Genomic DNA, 18,217 nt, shown 5'->3' with positions numbered 1-18,217 from the left:
AGATATACCCAAAACTAATGGCATTTCGTGTTGTGTTCTCTCATCCGGCGGGGATCATAGGTTCTGGGTCATCGAGTGGGGTCCGAAAGGACAACTTTTCCCGAGATTGTGGGCGAGGGGAAAGGGGCAACACTCAATGCGTCAGCGTGCCATCCGAAACCTGGCGAAGCTGGAGATGACCCAGGCCAGTGCCACCCGCATCCTCGACGCGGCCGCGGGTGGAAAGAACAACTTCGTGGCCGACCGGGATGCGATGCGGCGTTATGACCTCGCGGCTCCGATCACCACGAAAGCCGCGCGGGCGGTGCTTCACCATGTGCGCCGTGTGGTGCGCTGGCTGGCCGCCGGTGGCGTCGAACAATTCGTCGTCGTCGGCAGCGGCGTGCCCTCCGGGCTGCCCGCCGGCCGGCAGTTGCACGACGTGGCCCGCGAGGCGCTCCCCGGCGGGCGGCCCCGCGTCGTCTACGTGGAGAACGACCCCATGGTGCTGGCCGGGGCGCGGGCGACCATCGAGCCCGTCACCGATCTCGTCCGCGTGGTCGAGGGCGACGTACGCGACATCGACGAGGTCCTCGACGACCACGTCATGCGGACCTTCCTCGACTGGGACCGGCCCGTGGCGGTGCTGCTGCTGTCCACCCACAGCCTGAACGACGAGGAGTACTTCCACTACGTGATCAAGCGCGTCCGCCAGGCGGTGGCGGAGGGCAGCTACCTGTCGCTCCTGCAGACCACGTTCGACGGCGTGCCGCCCGAGCTGCTGCCCGCCGTCCACGACCTGCTGGCGATGACGTTGCCCGGTCACGCGATCCGCGCCAAGGAGGAGGTGGCGGCGCTGCTGGACGGTCTGGTGCTGGTCGATCCGGGGCTGGTGTGGGTCCCGGAGTGGCGGCCCGACGGTCACGACGCCGCCGGACTGGACGACCCGAGCGCGTCGGGCACCTACGGGGCGGTGGCCCGCATCCCGTGAGGCGGCCTCAGTCCCACCAGAACGACCACGCGTGCCCGCCGATGATCTGCTCGGCGTACCCTCGCAGGTCGCCGGGGCCCTGCACGACGTTGTCCGGGCAGAACGTCCAGTGCTCGGCCGCCACGTGCAGCGCGTGCTCCGGGTCCACCGGCGGGGCGGCCACGCTCAGTTCGAGCGTGTTGAAGCCCACGCTCACCACCCGCGCCCCGAACCGCTCCTCCCAGCTGCGCACGACCGCCGCCATCGGCACCATCCACTCGTTGTGGTGCAGCGCCCCCTGCCAGCCCATGACGGCCAGCGCGTCCGCCCCGCGCGCCGCGGCGACCAGGCCGAGCGGCAGGCTCCGCGCGGCGAGCCGGGCCGCGTACCAGTCGGCGACCGCTTCAGGATCGGCCCTCAGCTCGCCCGGCGGCGCCGGACCAGGGCAGATCGCGCCGTACGGCTCCAGCTCCTCCATCGCGTCCGCCGGCATCTGCGCCACCCACTCCTGCCACACCTCGGTCATGAAGCCCTCGGCGGTGAAGTGGTCGATCTGGCGGGGATCGTCGGGGACGACCTGGCCCACCGCCCACGGCTGCGCGGACTCGTCCAGCAGCAGCGGCCACAGCCCGCTGTGCGGATGCCAGGCGCGCATGAGCGCCCAGTCCTCGCCGGCGACCGGCTCGGAGCTCATCCAGAACGCGGGAGTCACCGCCCGGCCCTGCCCCGTGTAACCGGGATCGGGCCAGACCAGCTCGCCCGGAGGCAGCGACACGCCGAGGCTGCGCCCCCTGCCGCCGTCGGGGAACAGCCGGCTCAGCTCACGTGGCAGCCGGTGATCGCTCATGCCCTACCGTTCCGATACCGAATCCTGTCTCGGAGATGGTAGTGCCGACGATCGCTCAGAGACCTTCCGGTGGTACGGGAAAAGGCGCGAGCTGCGACAATGAGCGCTGTGATCCGGTTTGATGCGGTCCTGTCGGACCTTGACGGAGTGCTGCGCCAGTTCGACCACGGCGTCCAGGCCGAGATCGAGGCCCGTTACGGCCTGCCGCTGCGGAAGACCGCCTTCGACCCCGCCCTGATCGGGCCGCCCACGCTGGGCCTCGCCACCGAGACGGAGTGGGCCGAGTCCATCGTCGCGGCGCTCGGCGGGGGAGAGGCCGCCAGGCGGGCGGTCGCCGAGTTCATGGAGGTGCCGTTCTTCGTCGACGAGGAGGTCAGGGCGCTGCTGGCGAGCGCGCAGCGGCACGTCCCGGTGATCCTCGTGACCAACGCCATGGACACCGTGGAGGAGCACCTGGACCGGCTGGGCCTGCGCTACTTCGCCGACGACCTGGTCAGCAGCTACCGCGTGCGGGTGGCCAAGCCCGACCCGCGCATCTATGAGATCGCCGCCGAGCGGGCCGGCGTGCCGCCGGAGCGATGCCTGTTCGTCGACGACCGGCTGGAGAACGTGCACGCCGCCGAGGCTCTCGGCATGACCGGGGTGCACTTCCGCACGGCGGCCGACCTGGCGGCCGTGCTCGCCGGCGCGTTCTGAGCTCTGCCTCACCGGCAGGTTTCCGGCGCGGCTCGCGCCGGCCGCGCCGGAAACGTCTGCGGGACCGCCGTCCCCGGCTCGCTGTCTCGGCGAGCTGCGCTCCTCGCCGGGCCAAGCAGCCCGCCGGGGACGGCGGCGCGGGAGCGCCGGCCTAATACCCGCCGTACGGGTTCTGGGAGGACGGCGAGGTGGTGGCTGGGGCGCTCGTCTTGTGCCCCGAGGGGTGCTTCGGGGAGGCGGACGGGTTGGCCGCCGCGCCGGTGGAGGTCGGCTTCACGCCCTGCGGGCTGATGACGCCGATCAGGCCGTGCTTGGTGCCGTCGATGCCCGCGGAGAACCACAGGGAGCGCTCGCCGCCGGTGGCCGCGGTGCCCGGCTCCAGGTCCCACAGGCCCGGCAGCACGATCGGCCGGCCGTTCGCCGTGGCCAGCGCGCCGAGGTGACGGCTGTTCTTGTAGGCGTGCACGGTGCCGTCGCCGAAGTTGCCGACGAGCAGGGCTCCGGAGAACTGGCCCCAGCCTCTGGGCGCCGCGGTGATGCCCCAGGGGGCGTTGAGCCCGACGCGGGAGATGCGGCCGGTGACGCGGCCGGAGGCGTTGAAACGGCTCACGAAGCCCTTGCCGTTGCCGAAGACCGGCTTGCCGGTGGACTGGTCACGCAGCGCGTACGACACCCAGATGTTGCCGTTGGCCACCGCCACGTTGTAGGCGTGGTAGTTGCTCGGCACCCCCGGGTCCCTGAACTGCCAGCGCGACAGGCGGATGCGCTGGAAGTCCTGGTCGAAGGCGTGAATGCGGCCACCGGCGAAGTCGGCGGCCAGCAGAAAGGCGTCGTCCTCGGTCTGGACGAGCTCCAGCCCCTTGTAGTCGGCGCCCCGGGTGAACGCCGCGATGATCGCGTTCTTCGGGTCCACCTCGGCGTTCCAGCCGGTGATGGCGCCGCTCGGGCTGGAGAAGATGAACGTGGCGGGCTTGCCCTTGACGGTGAAGCCGCTGCCGGGGTTGAAGACCTGGCCGGTGGGTGCTCCGCCGGGGATCCACACCTCGGTCTGCTCCTTCTTGCCGGTGCCGGAGTAGACCGTGGCGGTGCCGGTGCCCGTGTTGGAGACCCACAGCGTCTTGCCCATGGCCAGGCCCCACGGGTTGACGACCTTGGCGTCGGTGACCGGGGCTTTGCCCTGAACGTCCGACACAAGGTTGGTGACGTCGAAACGAGTCCTGGTGGTGGCGTGTGCGGGAGTGGTGAGAGTCGCTCCCAAGACGACCGCAACAGCGCAGAGTGTGATGATGCGTGGCCGCATCCGTTGCCTCCTAGTTAGCGCTTGTGACGGGAGGTACGTGGACGGGGGAAGGCAGGTTCAGGTTCCGTCATGGGGAAAAATCGTCAGGCGACTTCATCGCGCAGGATCGGGGAAGGGACACGCATGAACGTACTGGGCATCGACATCGGTGGTTCGGGGATCAAAGGCGCCCCCGTGGACACCGACGCCGGAGAGCTGACCGAGGAGCGCCTGCGGATCCCCACCCCTGAGCCGTCCCGCCCCGAGGCGGTCGAGGCCGCCGTACGGCAGATCCGCGAACACTTCGCCTGGACGGGGCCGGTCGGGGTGACCTTCCCCGGCGTGATCGTGGACGGCGTGGTGCGCACGGCCGCCAACGTCGACCGGTCGTGGATCGGGGTGGACGCGGCGGCGCTGTTCGGCGGCGCGGCCGTGCTCAACGACGCCGACGCGGCCGGCGTGGCCGAGATGAGGTTCGGCTGCGGGCGCGGGGAGAAGGGCACCGTGCTCATGCTGACCTTCGGCACGGGCATCGGCAGCGCGCTGTTCCGCGACGGCGTGCTGGTGCCCAACACCGAGCTGGGGCACCTGGAGCTCCACGGCAAGGACGCCGAGCACCGGGCCTCCTCGCGGGCGCGCGAGGAGCACGACCTGAGCTGGGAGAAGTGGGCCGAACGGGTCCAGGAATACCTGGAGCACGTGGAGATGTTGTTCTCTCCGTCGCTCGTCGTGATCGGCGGCGGCGTCAGCAAGAAGGCCGAGAAGTTCCTGCCGCACATCACGCTGCGCACCCGGGTGGTGCCGGCCGGGCTGCAGAACGAGGCCGGCATCATCGGCGCGGCCCTGGCCGCCCGCCCCTGACCAGCCCTGGCCGGGTCCGCCGATATTGGGGTGCGCCGGTCGCGGACGGTGGGGCACGATGGGCCGTTGGCTCCGCTTCTGCGCGGCTCAAATATCCTTGAAAGCAGTATGGGAACGCCTTCCGTGTCCTCTCCGCTCGCCGACCTCCAGTCCCGCCTGCCCGAGCTCATGCCGCGCGACCAGCGGCGGCTGCGGCGCAGGCTCGACGGCATGCGCCGGGTCCGCTCCCGCGACACCCGGGACAAGATCGTCGCGGAGATCCTGGCCGACGTCGAACGCGCCGAGCGGCGTCTCGAACGCCGCCGCGCCGCCGTGCCCGCCATCCGCTACCCGGAGAACCTGCCGGTCTCGCAGCGCAAGGACGACATCCTCGCCGCGATCCGCGACCATCAGGTCGTGATCATCGCCGGTGAGACCGGGTCCGGCAAGACCACGCAGATCCCCAAGATCTGCCTGGAGCTGGGGCGCGGCGTCCGTGGCCTGATCGGCCACACCCAGCCCCGCCGCATCGCCGCCCGCACGGTCGCCGAGCGCGTCGCCGAGGAGCTCGGCACCGGGCTCGGCGAGGTCGTCGGCTACAAGGTGCGCTTCACCGACCAGGCGAGCGAGCGCACGCTCGTCAAGCTGATGACCGACGGCATCCTGCTGGCCGAGCTGCAGAACGACCGCCTGCTCGACCAGTACGACACCCTGATCATCGACGAGGCCCACGAGCGCAGCCTCAACATCGACTTCATCCTCGGCTATCTCAAGCAGCTCCTGCCCCAGCGCCCCGACCTCAAGGTCATCATCACCAGCGCCACCATCGACCCCGAGCGCTTCTCCCGGCACTTCGACGACGCGCCGATCATCGAGGTCTCCGGCCGCACCTACCCCGTCGAGGTGCGCTACCGGCCGCTGGAGGAGGACGACGACCAGACCCAGGGCATCGTCAACGCCTGCCGCGAGCTGATCACCGAGGGGCCCGGCGACATCCTCGTGTTCCTGTCCGGCGAGCGGGAGATCCGCGACGCCGCCGACGCCCTGGGCAAGGCCGAGTTCCGCAACACCGAGATCCTGCCGCTCTACGCCCGGCTCAGCGCCGCCGAGCAGCACCGCGTCTTCCAGTCGCACACCGGCCGGCGCATCGTCCTCGCCACCAACGTGGCCGAGACCTCGCTCACCGTCCCCGGCATCAAATACGTCGTGGACCCCGGCTTCGCCCGCATCTCCCGCTACAGCCACCGCACCAAGGTCCAGCGCCTGCCGATCGAGCCCATCTCGCAGGCGAGCGCCAACCAGCGCAAGGGCCGCTCGGGCCGCACCTCCGACGGCATCTGCATCCGGCTGTACGAGGAGGAGGACTTCCTCGGCCGGCCCGAGTTCACCGACCCTGAGATCCTGCGGACCAACCTGGCCTCGGTCATCCTGCAGATGACCGCGATCGGGCTCGGCGACATCGAGGCGTTCCCGTTCGTCGAGCCGCCGGACCGCCGCCAGGTCAAGGACGGCGTCAACCTGCTGCACGAGCTCGGCGCCTTCGACGCGCAGGGCCGGCTCACGCCGATCGGCCGCAAGCTCGCCACCCTGCCGGTCGACCCGCGTCTCGGCCGCATGGTGCTGGAGGCGGAGAAGAACGGCTGCCTGCGCGAGGTCATGGTCATCGCCGCCGCCCTGTCCATCCAGGACCCGCGCGAGCGGCCGGCCGACAAGCAGCAGCAGGCCGACGAGAAGCACCGCCGCTTCGCCGACCCCGACTCCGACTTCATGGCCCACCTCAACCTGTGGAACTACCTGCGCGAGAAACAGCGGGAGCTGTCCTCCAGCGCGTTCCGCCGGCTGTGCAAGGCCGAGTTCCTCAACTACCTGCGCGTACGCGAGTGGCAGGACATCTACAGCCAGCTCCGCCAGTCGCTCGGCGTGCAGCCCGACAGCACCCCCGCCGACCCCTACCACGTGCACGTGTCGCTGCTGGTCGGCCTGCTGTCGCACATCGGCGTCAAGGACGTGCTCGACAAGCAGCGCCCGGCCGACGGCGGCCGCCGCCCGATCCAGGAATACCTCGGCGCCCGCAACGCCCGCTTCGCGATCTTCCCCGGCTCGGCCCTCGCCAAGAAGCAACCGCAGTGGATCATGTCGGCGGAGCTCGTCGAGACCTCCCGGCTCTGGGCGCGGGTCAACGCCAAGATCGAGCCGGCCTGGGTCGAGCCCCTCGCCCAGCACCTGGTCAAACGGAGCTACTCCGAGCCCCACTGGGAGAAGAACCAGGGCGCGGTGATCGCCCTGGAGAAGGTCACGCTCTACGGCGTGCCGCTCGTCGTCGGCCGCAAGGTCAACTACGGCCGCATCGACCCCGACCTGTGCCGCGAGCTGTTCATCCGGCACGCGCTCGTCGAGGGCGACTGGGACACCCACCACCGGTTCCTCAAGGACAACCGCAAGCTGCTCGGCGAGGTCGAGGAGCTGGAGAACCGCGCCCGCCGGCGCGACATCATGGTGGGCGACGAGGCGCTGTTCGACTTCTACGACCAGCGCGTCCCCGCCGACGTGGTCTCGGCCCGGCACTTCGACTCCTGGTGGAAGACGGCCAGGCAGCAGACGCCCGACCTGCTCACCTTCTCGCCGGAGATGCTGGTCAACGAGGGCGCCGACGTCAGCGCGCGCGACTACCCCGACACCTGGAAGCAGCTCGGCCAGCGGATGCGGCTGACCTACCAGTTCGAGCCGGGCGCCGACGCCGACGGCGTCACCGTGCACGTGCCGCTCCAGGTGCTCAACCAGGTCGGCTCCGACGGCTTCGACTGGCAGATCCCCGGCCTGCGCGAGGAGCTGATCACCGCGCTGATCCGCTCCCTGCCGAAGAACCTGCGCCGCAACTTCGTGCCCGCCCCCAACTACGCCAAGCAGGTGCTGGCCGCGGTCAAGCCCGGTGGTGAGCCGCTGCTGGCCGCCGTGGAGCGCGAGCTGCTGCGCCTGACCGGCGTACGCGTGCCGCGCGAGGCCTGGCAGCTCGACCAGATCCCCGACCACCTGCGGATCACGTACCGGGTGATCGACGAGCGCAAGCGCACGCTGGCCGAGGACAAGGACCTCGACGCGCTCAAGCGCCGTCTCGCGCCCCGGCTGCGTCAGACGCTCGCCGAGGCCGGCGACGACCTGGAGCGGACGGGCCTGCGCACCTGGAGTTTCGGCAGCCTGCCGAAGGTGTTCGAGCAGGGCCGGATGAAGGGCTACCCGGCGCTCGTGGACGCCGGCGACTCCGTCTCCATCAAGATCTTCGAGACCGAGGCCGAGCAGCGCCGCGCCCACTGGCCGGGCGTACGCCGCCTGCTCCTGCTCAACGTCACCAACCCGGCCAAGTCCCTGCTGGCCGGCCTGTCCAACCAGGCCAAGCTGGCGCTGTCGCGCAGCCCGCACGGCGGCGCGGTCGCGCTCTTCGACGACGTGGTCAACGCGGCCGTCGACCAGCTCATGGGGGAGGCCGGCGGTCCCGCCTGGGACCCGGTCGCCTTTGACCGCCTCTACCAGCACGTCCGCGCCGAGCTGCACGACACGGCGGCCGGGGTGCTGGCGAAGGTCGAGCAGATCCTGGCCGTCTGGCACGAGGCGACGGCCCGCCTCGACGCCCTGCGCCCGAGCGCCGCCACCGACGACGTACGCGACCAGCTCGGCCACCTGATCTACAAGGGGTTCGTCACGGCGACCGGCCACCGCCGCCTGTCCGACCTGCTCCGCTACGTCCGCGCCGTAGAGCGCCGCCTCGGCAAGCTGCCCGAGGACCCGTGGCGCGACCAGGAGTGGATGGACCGGGTGCACAAGGTCGAGGACGACTACCACGACCTGCTGGACAAGCTGCCGCCGGCGCGGCGCGGCGATCCCGACGTGGTGGAGATCCGCTGGATGATCGAGGAGCTGCGGGTCAGCTTCTTCGCCCAGACCCTGGGCACGCCCACGCCGATCAGCGAGAAGCGCATCACCAAGGCGATGGACAAGCTCACGCCATGAAGATCGAGGTGTCGAGCTCGAAGTCGACGGGGGCGGGCAGATGCAGGGGCTTGCCCACCGGGACGGTGGCGATCGACCGGTAGCCACCGTCCTTGATGTCGCTGTGGACGGTGACGGCCGGCACCTCCGGCAGCGGGTCGATCAGCAGGTAGACGGGCACCCGGCCCACGGCGTAGAGGCGGCGCTTCTCCTCGCGGTCGATGTGCGTGCTGCTGGGGGAGACCACCTCGGCGACCATGATCAGACCGGAGGAGAGCAGCTCGCCTCGGCCCCAGCGGGGACAGCCGGGTGGCAGCAGGGTGTAGTCGGGTACGAGCGCGTCGCGGGGGCCTTCGACGCAGACGCTGAGGCCGCCCGGCGCCGCGAGCCACCCCCGTTCGAGACTCAGCGGCAGCAGGACGTTGTGCAGGTTCACCGCCATGAAGGTGTGTTCCGGGCTGCCCATCGGGCTCACGATCAGGTTCCCTTCGATGACCTCGGCCCGGAAACCGGGGAGGGGGGGCAGAGCATCGAGCAACTCACGTGCTGTGTGCGGCATGTTGATCTCCTCTGGCTGGGCTGCCGGAGGCTCGGTCGCCATCGCTACCATCGGAGTTATCCCTTCGTATTCGAACGGGCACGCTAAGTATCGCACGGCCGGTCGAGGGAGACGAACCCGAGCGTGCGAGAATCCCGGTTTGCGGTTGATTGCGAAGTGCAGGGGGATCGATGGTCAGGGCTGTGGTGTTCGACGTCGGCGAGACGCTGATCGACGAGACGCGCATCTGGACGCGGTGGGCCGAGCGGATCGGCGTGAGCCACTTCGTGCTCATGGGCGCGCTCGGCGGCATGGCGGCGCTGGACCGGTCGCACAGCGAGGCGTTCGAGATCATCCGGCCGGGCATCGACCTGGAAGCCGAGGAGGTGGCGTGGGAGCGGGACGACCCGGACGGGCTGCGCAACCACTTCGACGGCGACGACCTCTACCCGGACGTCCGCCCGGCGCTCGGCGCGCTGCGCGAGGCCGGCTACCAGGTGATCATCGCGGGCAACCAGCCGCGCCGGGCCTATGACGCGCTGGCCGCGATGGAGCTGCCGGCCGACTCCGTCCACACCTCGGAGGGATGGGGGGTGGCCAAGCCGCAGCCGGAGTTCTTCGCGAAGGTCGCGGCGGTGGCGGGACGGGAGCCCGGGGAAATCCTCTACGTCGGCGACCGGCTCGACAACGACGTGCTCCCGGCGGGGCGGGCCGGCATGCGCACCGCGCTCATCCGCCGCGGCCCCTGGGGATATCTGCACGCCGCGCGGCCGGAGGCACGGGCCGCCGACGCGATCGTCGACGACCTGCACGAGGTCCTGGCGGTGGCGCAGCGGCTGACCTAGCGGCGGCGCCACGCACTTGGAGTCCGCACAGGATGATCGCGCGGCGTCTTTACGCGGGGGCTTCACTCCGGGGCCATCACCAGGGGAGCTTTACGCGACGCCTTCACGCGACGCCTTCACACTGGGCCTTCGCGCGGGGCGGTCGCGCGGCGTCTTCACGCGGGGCCTTCGCGCGGGCCTTCACCCGGGAAGCCTTCCACGCGGGGCCTTCACGCGGAGCGTCCTCGCTTAAGGCCTCACCTGAAGTCCTCGTCGAGGTCCTCGCCGAGGTCGATGTGGATCGCCCGCTCCTCGGCCGACAGGTCGCCGCTGTCGGCGCCCTGGTCCTCGGCCACTTCCTCGTCTTCCCGATCCGGCTCCAGGCCCTCGTCGGGCTGCGTGAGCCGGTGCAGCGAGCGCCGCTCGTGCAGGCGGTCGGGCGCCTCGCGCCGCAGCCGCTCGTCGAGCGTGTCCCGGTGCCGCGGGTCGTCGGGGACGACCTCGTGGTTGAGCCCGAGGTCGTCGGTCCACTCCGAGACCTCGATGTCCTGTTCGTCGCTCATTCCGAACCGGTCCGGAGGTAGTTGACTCATAAGAATCCCCTACCCCCGGACAGGTACGAAATCCTATGAATCGGCCCGCTTGAGGGCTTCGGCCAGCTCTTCCTTGTCCATCTGGGAACGGCCGGGGATGTCGGCCCGCTGCGCCTGCTCGTACAGCTCGGCCTTGGTGGCCTCGCCCGTGGCCGGGGCGGTCGCGCGGAGGGCTTTGAGCTCGGTGTTCCTGCGCTCCTCGAAGGCCCGTCCGAGCTCCTGGAGCCGCTTGTCGTCGGCGGACTTCCGCAGCTGGGGCAGGAGGTCGCTCTCCTCCTCCTCGACGTGGTGCTGCACCGACTCGACGAGCTTGTCCAGGGTGGTGCGGAACTCGGGGGTGCCGGGGGTGGCCCGTACGAGTGCGTCGAGCAGGACCTCGGCCTCCTTGTGCTCCTCGACGCCGTGGTGGGCGTCGATGCCGGGGTAGACGCGGTCCTCCTCGGCACGGGCGTGCGCGACCAGGAGGGCGTGCAGCTCGGCCACGGTGGCCTTGGTGTCGCCCTCGCCCTTCTTGAGCCGGTCGAAGAGCGATTCGACGGTCCGGTGGTCTTTGGTGATCAGGGTGATGACGTCGGTTGCCATGAGGTCAAGCGCTACCCAAGGGAACGCCGTCCAATCGCCGGGTCACTCCAGCTCGCGCAGACGCTCGCGGGTCCGCTTCAGCTCCTCGCGGAGTGTGGCGAGCTCGCGTTCGAGCTCCAGGATGCGGCGGATGGCGATGAGGGTCATGCCCTCGTCGGCCATGCGGGTGACGTGCTGGACGATCAGGATGTCGCGGCGGGAGTAGCGCCGCTGGCCGCCCTCGGAGCGGTGCGGCGTGACCACGTCGTGCTGGTCGAGGCGGCGCAGGTAGGCCTGCTGGACGTTGAGCATCGCCGCCACCTGCCCGAGGGAGTAGAGCGGGGCATGGTCGTCGTCGAAGGGCAGATCGGCCATCATGACCTCCTCATGGTACGGGGGCGGACGTGGGCGTCCGCCCCCGCGCCGCCCGGGGTCACGCCCTGATGGCCTTGGTGTCGCCTCGCCGGATCTCGACCTTGCGCGGCTTGGCCCGCTCCAGCACCGGGATGCGGACGGTGAGCACGCCGTTGGCGTAGCCCGCGTCGATCCTGTCGCTGTCGAGGTGCTCGGACAGGTAGACCCGGCGGGTGAAGACGCCCATGGGGCGCTCGCGCACGAACACCCGCTCGTTCTCGCCGAGCTCCTCCTCGCGGCGCGCGCTGACGCTGAGGACGCCGCGGTCCACGGTGACCTCGATGGAGTCGGGGTCGATGCCGGGAAGGTCGAAGCGCAGGACGACGTCGTCGTCACGGCGCAGGCCGTCCATCGGCATGGCCGAGCCGTTGTCGAAGGTCTGCCGGGCCAGGCGGTTGAACTGCCGCTCGAACTCCTGGATGAACGGGTCGATCGAGGTGAGAAGCATGTCGGGACCTCCTCGCTGCGCTCTCGGTTGCATCTAACCTCCAACTGCAGTTACAGGTTAGCTCCAGCAGAAGCGGTAGGCAAGCGAGGTAAGCAAAACCTGTCCGAACGGTTAGGCCGACGCGGGCGCCGGGCGCGGCCGTACCGCTTGCCGGAGCGTCCGGCCCGAGAGGCGGGCCAGTGCCACGGCCGCGAGGAGCGAGGCCGCCACGCAGCACACGCCGCCGATCTCCAGCGCGAGCCGGGGCCCGAAGGTGTCGCTGAGCCAGCCCAGCAGCGGCCCGCCGAGCGCGCCCGCGGCGGCGCTGACGATGGACAGCGCCGCGATGATCCGGCCGCGCATCGCCTCGGGGCTGTCGAGCTGCGCCCGCGCGCTGACGGTGGTGTCCACGGTCACCGCGCCCGCCGCGATCGGCACCATCAGCGCCGCGAACGTCCACAGTCCCGGCATGAGCCCGCTCAGCGTCTGCGCCGCCCCGGTCACGAACGTGGTGATCAGCAGCAGCCGTACGGTGAGGCTCGGCCGGGAGGCGGCGAGGAAGCCGCCGAGCACCGTGCCGACGGCGAAGACCGTGGACAGCAGGCCGTAGCCGCCCACGCCCGCCCCCAGGGGGCCGGCGCTCATGGCGGCCATCGTGACCTGGAAGTTGCGGCCCACGCTGCCCGAGACGAACCACAGCGCCAGCACCACGAGCAGCCAGGGGGTGCGCAGCACGAGCCGCAGTCCTTCCAGCACCGCGCCGGGCTGCCGTTCGGCCGCCTCCAGCGGGTGGAACTCCGCGCGCCGCATCACCAGCACCGCCGCGATGACCACGAAGAACGTGGCCGCGTTGATCACGAACAGCCCGCCGTCGCCGGTGAGCGGCAGCAGCGCCCCGGCCAGGCTCATGCCCAGGATGCGGGCTCCGGAGCTGAGGACGGAGCCGAGCGCCATCGCGTTCGGCAGGTCGTCGGGCGGCACGACCTCGGCGCCGAAGCGGCCGAGCGCCGGCCCGCCGAGCGCCCCCACCACGCCGCTGAGCAGTGCCACCGCGTAGATCGGCGCCACCGACGAGACCCCGGTGAACGCGATCACGGCCAGCGCGGCCGCCAGCGCCGCGTGCGCGAGCTGCGCGGCGATCACGACGGGACGGGTCGGCAGCCGGTCCGCGAGCGCCCCGCCCCACATCCCCAGCAGCAGCGTCGGCAGCGCCTGTACGACGAGGCTGACGCCGACGCTGGTCGCGGAATCGGTGATCGTCAGGACGAGCCAGTTGAGGCCGAGGACCTGCATCCAGGTGCCGGTGACGGAGACGATGTCCGCTCCTGCCCACAGCCGGTAGTTGTGATGGCGGAGAGCGCGGAACGTGGAGGATGACGCTGACAGCAACAGGGGTCCTAGCCTTGAACTTGCAAACCGGAGGTCCGAACGTGCGGATCCGGGACGTCCATTCCGGTCTGACCGAAATGTGAGGCAGAACACGGTTTAAAACCCGATTACGCGGACAGCGGCTCCGGCCGGTCCCGGCTGACGAGGGCCGCGTAATGGCCGCCGGCCGCCATCAGCTCCTCGTGGGTGCCGCGCTCGGCGATCCGGCCGCGGTCGAGCACCACGATCTGGTCGGCGTCCCGCACCGTGGACAGCCGGTGCGCGATCGTGATCGTCGTACGCCCCCGCGCCAGCGCGTCCAGCGCCTCCTGCACCGCCCGCTCAGTCTGCGTGTCGAGCGCGCTGGTGGCCTCGTCGAGGATCAGCACCGGCGGGTCGCGCAGCAGCGTCCGCGCGATGGCCAGACGCTGCTTCTCGCCCCCCGAGAAGCGGTAGCCGCGCTCGCCCACCAGCGTGTCGTACCCGTCGGGGAGTGCCGCGATGTGGTCGTGGATGCGCGCGGCCCTGGCCGCCGCCTCCAGCTCCTCGTCGCTCGCCTCCGGCCGGGCGAAGCGCAGGTTGTCGGCGATCGAGGCGTGGAAGAGGTAGGTCTCCTGCGAGACCACGCCGACGGCCGCGCTCAGCGTCTCGAACGTCAGCTCCCGCACGTCCACCCCGTCGATGGTCACCCGGCCTCCGGTGACGTCGTACAGGCGGGTCGGCAGGTAGCTCAGCGTGGTCTTGCCCGCGCCGGTCCCGCCCACGACCGCCACGCTCGACCCTGCGGGAACGGTGAGGTCCACGCCCCTCAGCGTGGGCGTGTCGCCGTAGGAGAACTCGACCCCCTCGAACCGGACCTCGCCGCGCACCCGCTCCAGCGTGCGCGTGCCGGGCCGGATGTCGACCGGCAGGTCCAGGTACTCGAAGATGCGCCCGAACAACGCCAGCGAGGTCTGCACCTCCACGCCCAGCCGCAGCAGCGACACCGCCGGCCGGAACAGGGTCTTCTGCAACGTGGTGAACGCCACCAGCGTCCCGACCGAGACGACCCCCGTGTGTCCGACCGCCCAGTAGACCACCGCCGGCATCGCGGCCATGACGATCTGGATGGACGCCTGGCGCCACCGTCCTGCCATGCTCGTCCGTACGCCGAGGTCGGCCAGCTCGTCGGAGGCGCGGCCGAAGCGCTCGGTCAGCGCGTCGGAGCGGCCCATCGTGCGGCCGAGCAGGATGCCGCTGACCGACAGCGACTCCTGGACCATCGAGGCGATGGTGGCGAGCTTGCGCTGCCGTTCGGAGGTGATGCGCTTGCGCTCGGCCCCCACCCTGCGGCTGATCCACACGAACAGCGGAAGCAGCAGGAGCGAGATCACGGTCAGCCGCCAGTCGAGCACGACCATGGCGGCGACCGTCGCGATCACGGTGGTGAGGTTCGAGACGAGGGAGGAGGCGGTCGAGGTGACGACCTGCTGCATGCCGCCGATGTCGTTGGCGATGCGGGACTGCACCTCGCCGGTCCTGGTGCGGGTGAAGAAGGCCAGGGACATGCGCTGGAGGTGCGCGTACACGGCGATGCGCAGGTCGTGCATCACCCGCTGACCGACCGTCGTGGAGATGAGCGTCTGCATCACGTCGAACACGCTGGTGGCGACGGCCACCGCGATCATGCCGAGGGACAGCAGCGCGAGCAGCCCCGCGTCCCTGGCCGGGATGGCGACGTCCAGCACCTCGCGGAGGAGGAACGGCGAGGCGAGCGACACCAGCGACGACAGCAGGATGAGGAGGCCCACCAGGGCCAGCGGGCCCCGGTAGGCGCGGAACAGGGTGAAGATGCGCCGCAGCGGCGCGCGTGGTTCCTCCGCCAAGGGGGTGCTCCTTTCAGATGCGCACTCAAACAGAGGTTAACTCATATTTTTCTCGGCTAAACTGTCGGCATGGGTGAGAGAGAGCTGGCGGAGCTGATGCACCTGGTCAACCGGCGGCTGCGGCACGGCTATGTGCAGGGGCTGGTCCCGATGGGGCTCAGCCCGAGCCACGCGCGGGCGCTGCGGGTGCTCGCCGCCGATCCGGAGCGGCCGCTGCGCATGGTCCAGCTCGCCGAGAGGCTGCGCATCGTGCCGCGCTCGCTCACGCCCGTCGTGGACGCGCTGGAGGAGGCGGGGCTGGTGCGGCGGCGTACGGATCCGGCGAACCGCCGCTCCACGCTGGTCGAGCTGACGCCGGAAGGGAGGGCGGCCGACGAGCGGGCCCGCGACGCGCGCCGCCAGGTGGGCGAGGAGCTGTTCGCCGTGCTCACGCCCGGGCAGCGCGAGCAGCTCGGCGAGCTGCTCGCCACCGTGGACGCGGCGGCGCAGGCCAGGGACCGCGACCTGGAGCAGGCCCGCGAGGCGCGGCCTTGAGCGGAGTGGGGGAGCGACGTTGCTCAGGCCCGCGAAGGGCGGCCCTGAGCGGGGGAGCGACGTTGCTCAGGCCCGCGAAGGGCGGCCCTGAGCGGGGGAGCGACGTCGAGCAGGCCCGCGCAAGGGCGACCGCGCTACTGGGGGGCGCCCGCGACGATCGCGCCGCCGAGCACCGTGCCGGCGCACGGCGCCCCGGCCAGCAGCGCCGCGTACGGATAACGCCCGCGCGCGTCGTGCACCGCGAAGTCGGCCCGCGCCCCGGGACCCAGCGTCCCGATCCGGCCCGCCCCCTGGTCCATGCCCAGCGCCCGCGCTCCGCCCAGCGTGGCCGCCGCCACCAGCCGCCGGTCCAGCGCGCGGGGGCGCAGCCCGAGCTCGCGGGCCCGCCGCCGGACGTCCGCCGCCTGCGCGAGCGGCCCGCCCGGCAGCCCGAGACAGCCGAAGGCGACGACGTTGCCCTCCTCCAGCAGGGCCAGCACGTCCGCCGCGGGATGCGCGGGCCCGACGGCGACGGCCGTGCGGCGCAGCCGCAGCAGCTTGCGCTCGCCGGGATCCAGCGGCCGGGAGCAGATCACGTGGCACAGCGGCCCGAGCACCCCGGCCTCGTCGAGGGCGACGGGCGCGTGGGCGTCGAGGTCGGCCAGCAGCCGCAGCCCGAACGTACGGGCCAGCACCGCCATGTCCTCCAGCACCTGCGGATCCCGGGTGCGCGCGGCGAGCCCGCACCCGCCCGGCCGTTCGGCCTCGTGGATCGCGGTGATGACGGCGTCCCGCTCGCGTGACTCCCATTCCTCCTCGGCGGCGCTGCGCACCTCAACGTAGGCGATGCCGGGCAGCCCGGCGGGCTCGTGCGGGTCGCGGACCACCGTGGCGCGCGCGGTCACGCCGGGCTCGGGCGCTCCGGCCGCGCAGGCGTCCACCGCCCCGGCCACGATCATCCCGGGCCAGCGGTGCTCGGTCTCGACAGGAAAGTACGCGAGCAGCTCCGCCCGCGCCCCCACCTGGAGGACCCGGTCGCCGCGGACCACCACGGCCCCGTCGCGGAGCGGCGCGGCGCTGACGGGCAGCACGATCGGCGCGGAGTGGAGCACGACCGGCGCGGACGGGCGCCGCCGCCCCGGGCGCGGCCGGGCGGGCCGCCCGAGCATCGGTCCCGCACGCGTCGCCAGCGGCATCAGCACTCTCCGTCCGATAACCCTTCAGGGCATTAAACGTGAGCCGGGCCAGGGAATCAATCAGGTCCAAGTACGCAAATCGCTAGGGCAAATCCCGAGGTGAGTAACGTCCCGACAGCCGGGCGAGCTTGAGGCTGAGATGCAGGGCCAGCCGCTCCTCGCCGTCCTTCAGATCGGTGCGCGCGAGCTCCTCCACCCGCTGCAGCCGGTAGTACAGCGAGGTGCGGTGCAGCCGCAGCGCCCGCGACGTCGCCACCGCGCTGCCCGCCAGGTCGAGGTAGATCTCCAGGGTCTCCAGCAGCGGCAGGTGCTGGGCGTCGGCGAGCAGCTCCTCCAGCCCCGGATGCAGCTCCTGGGCGGGGAGGTGGGTGAGCATGCGGTACACGCCGAGCCGGGCCCACTCCGTCGTCCGGCCGAGCGCGGGCACACGGGCGCCGACCTCGGCCGCGTGCCGCGCCTCCCGGTACGACTCCGCCGCCTCCGCCAGCGCCGCCCGCTCCCGCCCGACCCCGACGACCACCGGCACCGGCATGGCCGTGTGCAGCTCGTCCGCCGCGAGCCCGGTCCCGGCCGTGAGCAGCACGCCGTGGTCGTAGCGGACCAGGTGCAGTGGATGGTGCCCGCTCAGCCGCCGCCGCAGCGCCAGCAGCCCCTGCTCCAGCGCCAGCCGCAGCGAGTCCGACGGCTCGGCGGCGAGCGGCCTGGCCACGTGCACGGTCACCGCCCGCGCCTGCGGGAACGCGCCCGCCTCGATGAGCTGCCTGGCCGCGTCCTGCTCGCCGAGCAGCAGCCCGGTGACCGCCTCCAGCTCCCGGTGCGAGGCCAGCTCCGAGGCCAGGCTCTCGTGGTAGAGCGCGAGCGCCAGGCCGGGTACGGCGGCCAGGGCCTCGGCGACCTGGGCGTCCGCCATGGGCGGGTCCGAGTCGATGAACCACAGGAAGCCGAGCAGCCCGTCGGCGTGCCGGACCGGCACGCACACCCGCGGCAGCAGGCCCAGGTGCGGCGCGCCCGCGGTGCGGATGGGCGCGGTGACCTCGTGGATGCCGGCCGACCGTAACCAGGCGCGCACCTCCGGCGTCGTACGCCGGCGCAGGATCGAGTCGCGGCGGATGTCGTCCATGGCGCCGTTCTGCTCGCTGTAGGCCACGACGCGCTGCACGCGGTCCTCCAGCAGCAGGGGGCGGCCGAGACGGGCGGCGAGCTCGTCCACGGTCCGCTGGAGATCCGCCACGAAGACCCCTTCACCTGGAGATTTCTGCATTTGTAGGACAACGCGCTATGGGTCTTCCCTACAACTGCGCGATGATCTGGGTCAACAACGTC

General features: G+C 71.4%; 17 protein-coding genes. 6 read left to right on the top strand and 11 right to left on the bottom strand.

Features of this window, described 5'->3' with window-relative positions:
• Positions 1-136 precede the first annotated feature (136 nt).
• Positions 137-970, top strand: a complete 834-nt coding sequence (locus ABD292_RS28500) for an SAM-dependent methyltransferase (RefSeq protein WP_344212548.1) — start codon at positions 137-139, stop codon at positions 968-970.
• 7 nt (positions 971-977) lie between these two features.
• Here ABD292_RS28500 and ABD292_RS28495 read toward each other — a convergent pair whose 3' ends face one another.
• Positions 978-1,796 carry a DUF4253 domain-containing protein gene (locus ABD292_RS28495; protein WP_344212546.1) on the bottom strand — a complete coding sequence of 273 codons (819 nt, stop codon included), beginning with the start codon at positions 1,794-1,796 and terminating at the stop codon, positions 978-980.
• Positions 1,797-1,904: 108 nt separating this feature from the next.
• Between ABD292_RS28495 and ABD292_RS28490 the strand changes: the two genes are divergently transcribed.
• The gene (locus tag ABD292_RS28490) at positions 1,905-2,492 is read left to right on the top strand and encodes an HAD family hydrolase (RefSeq protein WP_344212544.1); all 588 of its coding nucleotides are present in this window, start codon (positions 1,905-1,907) and stop codon (positions 2,490-2,492) included.
• Positions 2,493-2,643: 151 nt separating this feature from the next.
• On the opposite strand, the gene ABD292_RS28485 is transcribed toward ABD292_RS28490, so the two are convergent.
• A complete protein-coding gene (locus ABD292_RS28485; RefSeq protein WP_344212542.1) occupies positions 2,644-3,792 on the bottom strand; it encodes a TIGR03118 family protein in 1,149 nt (382 codons plus the stop codon).
• 123 nt (positions 3,793-3,915) lie between these two features.
• Here ABD292_RS28485 and ppgK point away from each other — a divergent pair, with 123 nt between their 5' ends.
• The gene (gene ppgK / locus ABD292_RS28480) at positions 3,916-4,632 is read left to right on the top strand and encodes a polyphosphate--glucose phosphotransferase (RefSeq protein WP_344212540.1); all 717 of its coding nucleotides are present in this window, start codon (positions 3,916-3,918) and stop codon (positions 4,630-4,632) included.
• Between the two features lie 108 nt (positions 4,633-4,740).
• The gene (gene hrpA / locus ABD292_RS28475; RefSeq protein WP_344212538.1) at positions 4,741-8,616 is read left to right on the top strand and encodes an ATP-dependent RNA helicase HrpA; all 3,876 of its coding nucleotides are present in this window, start codon (positions 4,741-4,743) and stop codon (positions 8,614-8,616) included.
• Here hrpA and ABD292_RS28470 read toward each other — a convergent pair.
• On the bottom strand, positions 8,606-9,154 hold the full coding sequence (locus ABD292_RS28470) for a Uma2 family endonuclease (RefSeq protein WP_344212536.1): 549 nt from the start codon (positions 9,152-9,154) through the stop codon (positions 8,606-8,608). The two genes, hrpA and ABD292_RS28470, sit on opposite strands and share 11 nt — an antisense overlap.
• A gap of 170 nt (positions 9,155-9,324) precedes the next feature.
• On the opposite strand from ABD292_RS28470, the gene ABD292_RS28465 reads away from it, so the two are divergent.
• A complete protein-coding gene (locus ABD292_RS28465) occupies positions 9,325-9,978 on the top strand; it encodes an HAD family hydrolase (protein WP_344212534.1) in 654 nt (217 codons plus the stop codon).
• 236 nt (positions 9,979-10,214) lie between these two features.
• Here the strand turns inward: ABD292_RS28465 and ABD292_RS28460 are convergent, their stop codons facing one another.
• The 6 genes from ABD292_RS28460 to ABD292_RS28435 form a co-directional block, all read right to left on the bottom strand.
• On the bottom strand, positions 10,215-10,520 hold the full coding sequence (locus ABD292_RS28460; protein ID WP_344212532.1) for a DUF5709 domain-containing protein: 306 nt from the start codon (positions 10,518-10,520) through the stop codon (positions 10,215-10,217).
• 63 nt (positions 10,521-10,583) lie between these two features.
• Positions 10,584-11,132, bottom strand: coding sequence for a hemerythrin domain-containing protein (locus tag ABD292_RS28455; protein ID WP_344212530.1), 549 nt, complete (start codon positions 11,130-11,132; stop codon positions 10,584-10,586).
• 42 nt (positions 11,133-11,174) lie between these two features.
• A complete protein-coding gene (locus ABD292_RS28450) occupies positions 11,175-11,489 on the bottom strand; it encodes a MerR family transcriptional regulator (RefSeq protein WP_344212528.1) in 315 nt (104 codons plus the stop codon).
• 55 nt (positions 11,490-11,544) lie between these two features.
• Entirely contained in the window at positions 11,545-11,973 is a 429-nt protein-coding gene (locus tag ABD292_RS28445; RefSeq protein WP_091092062.1) for an Hsp20/alpha crystallin family protein, read from the bottom strand.
• A gap of 111 nt (positions 11,974-12,084) precedes the next feature.
• Positions 12,085-13,341 (bottom strand): MFS transporter, encoded by a 1,257-nt coding sequence (locus ABD292_RS28440; RefSeq protein WP_344212525.1) that lies wholly within the window; start codon positions 13,339-13,341, stop codon positions 12,085-12,087.
• A gap of 107 nt (positions 13,342-13,448) precedes the next feature.
• On the bottom strand, positions 13,449-15,185 hold the full coding sequence (locus ABD292_RS28435; protein ID WP_344212523.1) for an ABC transporter ATP-binding protein: 1,737 nt from the start codon (positions 15,183-15,185) through the stop codon (positions 13,449-13,451).
• A gap of 69 nt (positions 15,186-15,254) precedes the next feature.
• On the opposite strand from ABD292_RS28435, the gene ABD292_RS28430 reads away from it, so the two are divergent.
• On the top strand, positions 15,255-15,719 hold the full coding sequence (locus ABD292_RS28430) for a MarR family winged helix-turn-helix transcriptional regulator (protein ID WP_344212521.1): 465 nt from the start codon (positions 15,255-15,257) through the stop codon (positions 15,717-15,719).
• A 134-nt stretch (positions 15,720-15,853) separates the two neighbouring features.
• Here the strand turns inward: ABD292_RS28430 and ABD292_RS28425 are convergent, their stop codons facing one another.
• Positions 15,854-16,894: an amidohydrolase family protein gene (locus ABD292_RS28425; RefSeq protein WP_344212519.1), complete on the bottom strand. Its 1,041-nt coding sequence runs from the start codon at positions 16,892-16,894 to the stop codon at positions 15,854-15,856.
• An 82-nt stretch (positions 16,895-16,976) separates the two neighbouring features.
• Positions 16,977-18,125, bottom strand: coding sequence for a PucR family transcriptional regulator (locus tag ABD292_RS28420; RefSeq protein WP_344212517.1), 1,149 nt, complete (start codon positions 18,123-18,125; stop codon positions 16,977-16,979).
• Positions 18,126-18,217: the final 92 nt, after the last annotated feature.

The sequence above is a fragment of the Nonomuraea bangladeshensis genome, from assembly GCF_039529455.1.
Classification (GTDB): domain Bacteria; phylum Actinomycetota; class Actinomycetes; order Streptosporangiales; family Streptosporangiaceae; genus Nonomuraea; species Nonomuraea bangladeshensis.
The sequence above is the reverse complement of the archived record's forward strand: the minus strand, read 5'-3'. Positions and strand labels throughout refer to the sequence as shown.

Bases quoted from the DNA above. Each gene is read 5' to 3' on its own strand.
- ABD292_RS28500 (WP_344212548.1), top strand. From the start codon at position 137: ATGCGTCAGCGTGCCATCCGAAACCTGGCGAAGCTGGAGATGACCCAG.
- ABD292_RS28495 (WP_344212546.1), bottom strand. From the start codon at position 1,796: ATGAGCGATCACCGGCTGCCACGTGAGCTGAGCCGGCTGTTCCCCGAC.
- ABD292_RS28485 (WP_344212542.1), bottom strand. From the start codon at position 3,792: ATGCGGCCACGCATCATCACACTCTGCGCTGTTGCGGTCGTCTTGGGA.
- ppgK (WP_344212540.1), top strand. From the start codon at position 3,916: ATGAACGTACTGGGCATCGACATCGGTGGTTCGGGGATCAAAGGCGCC.
- hrpA (WP_344212538.1), top strand. From the start codon at position 4,741: ATGGGAACGCCTTCCGTGTCCTCTCCGCTCGCCGACCTCCAGTCCCGC.
- ABD292_RS28470 (WP_344212536.1), bottom strand. From the start codon at position 9,154: ATGCCGCACACAGCACGTGAGTTGCTCGATGCTCTGCCCCCCCTCCCC.
- ABD292_RS28465 (WP_344212534.1), top strand. From the start codon at position 9,325: ATGGTCAGGGCTGTGGTGTTCGACGTCGGCGAGACGCTGATCGACGAG.
- ABD292_RS28460 (WP_344212532.1), bottom strand. From the start codon at position 10,520: ATGAGCGACGAACAGGACATCGAGGTCTCGGAGTGGACCGACGACCTC.
- ABD292_RS28455 (WP_344212530.1), bottom strand. From the start codon at position 11,132: ATGGCAACCGACGTCATCACCCTGATCACCAAAGACCACCGGACCGTC.
- ABD292_RS28450 (WP_344212528.1), bottom strand. From the start codon at position 11,489: ATGATGGCCGATCTGCCCTTCGACGACGACCATGCCCCGCTCTACTCC.
- ABD292_RS28445 (WP_091092062.1), bottom strand. From the start codon at position 11,973: ATGCTTCTCACCTCGATCGACCCGTTCATCCAGGAGTTCGAGCGGCAG.
- ABD292_RS28430 (WP_344212521.1), top strand. From the start codon at position 15,255: ATGGGTGAGAGAGAGCTGGCGGAGCTGATGCACCTGGTCAACCGGCGG.
- ABD292_RS28425 (WP_344212519.1), bottom strand. From the start codon at position 16,894: ATGCCGCTGGCGACGCGTGCGGGACCGATGCTCGGGCGGCCCGCCCGG.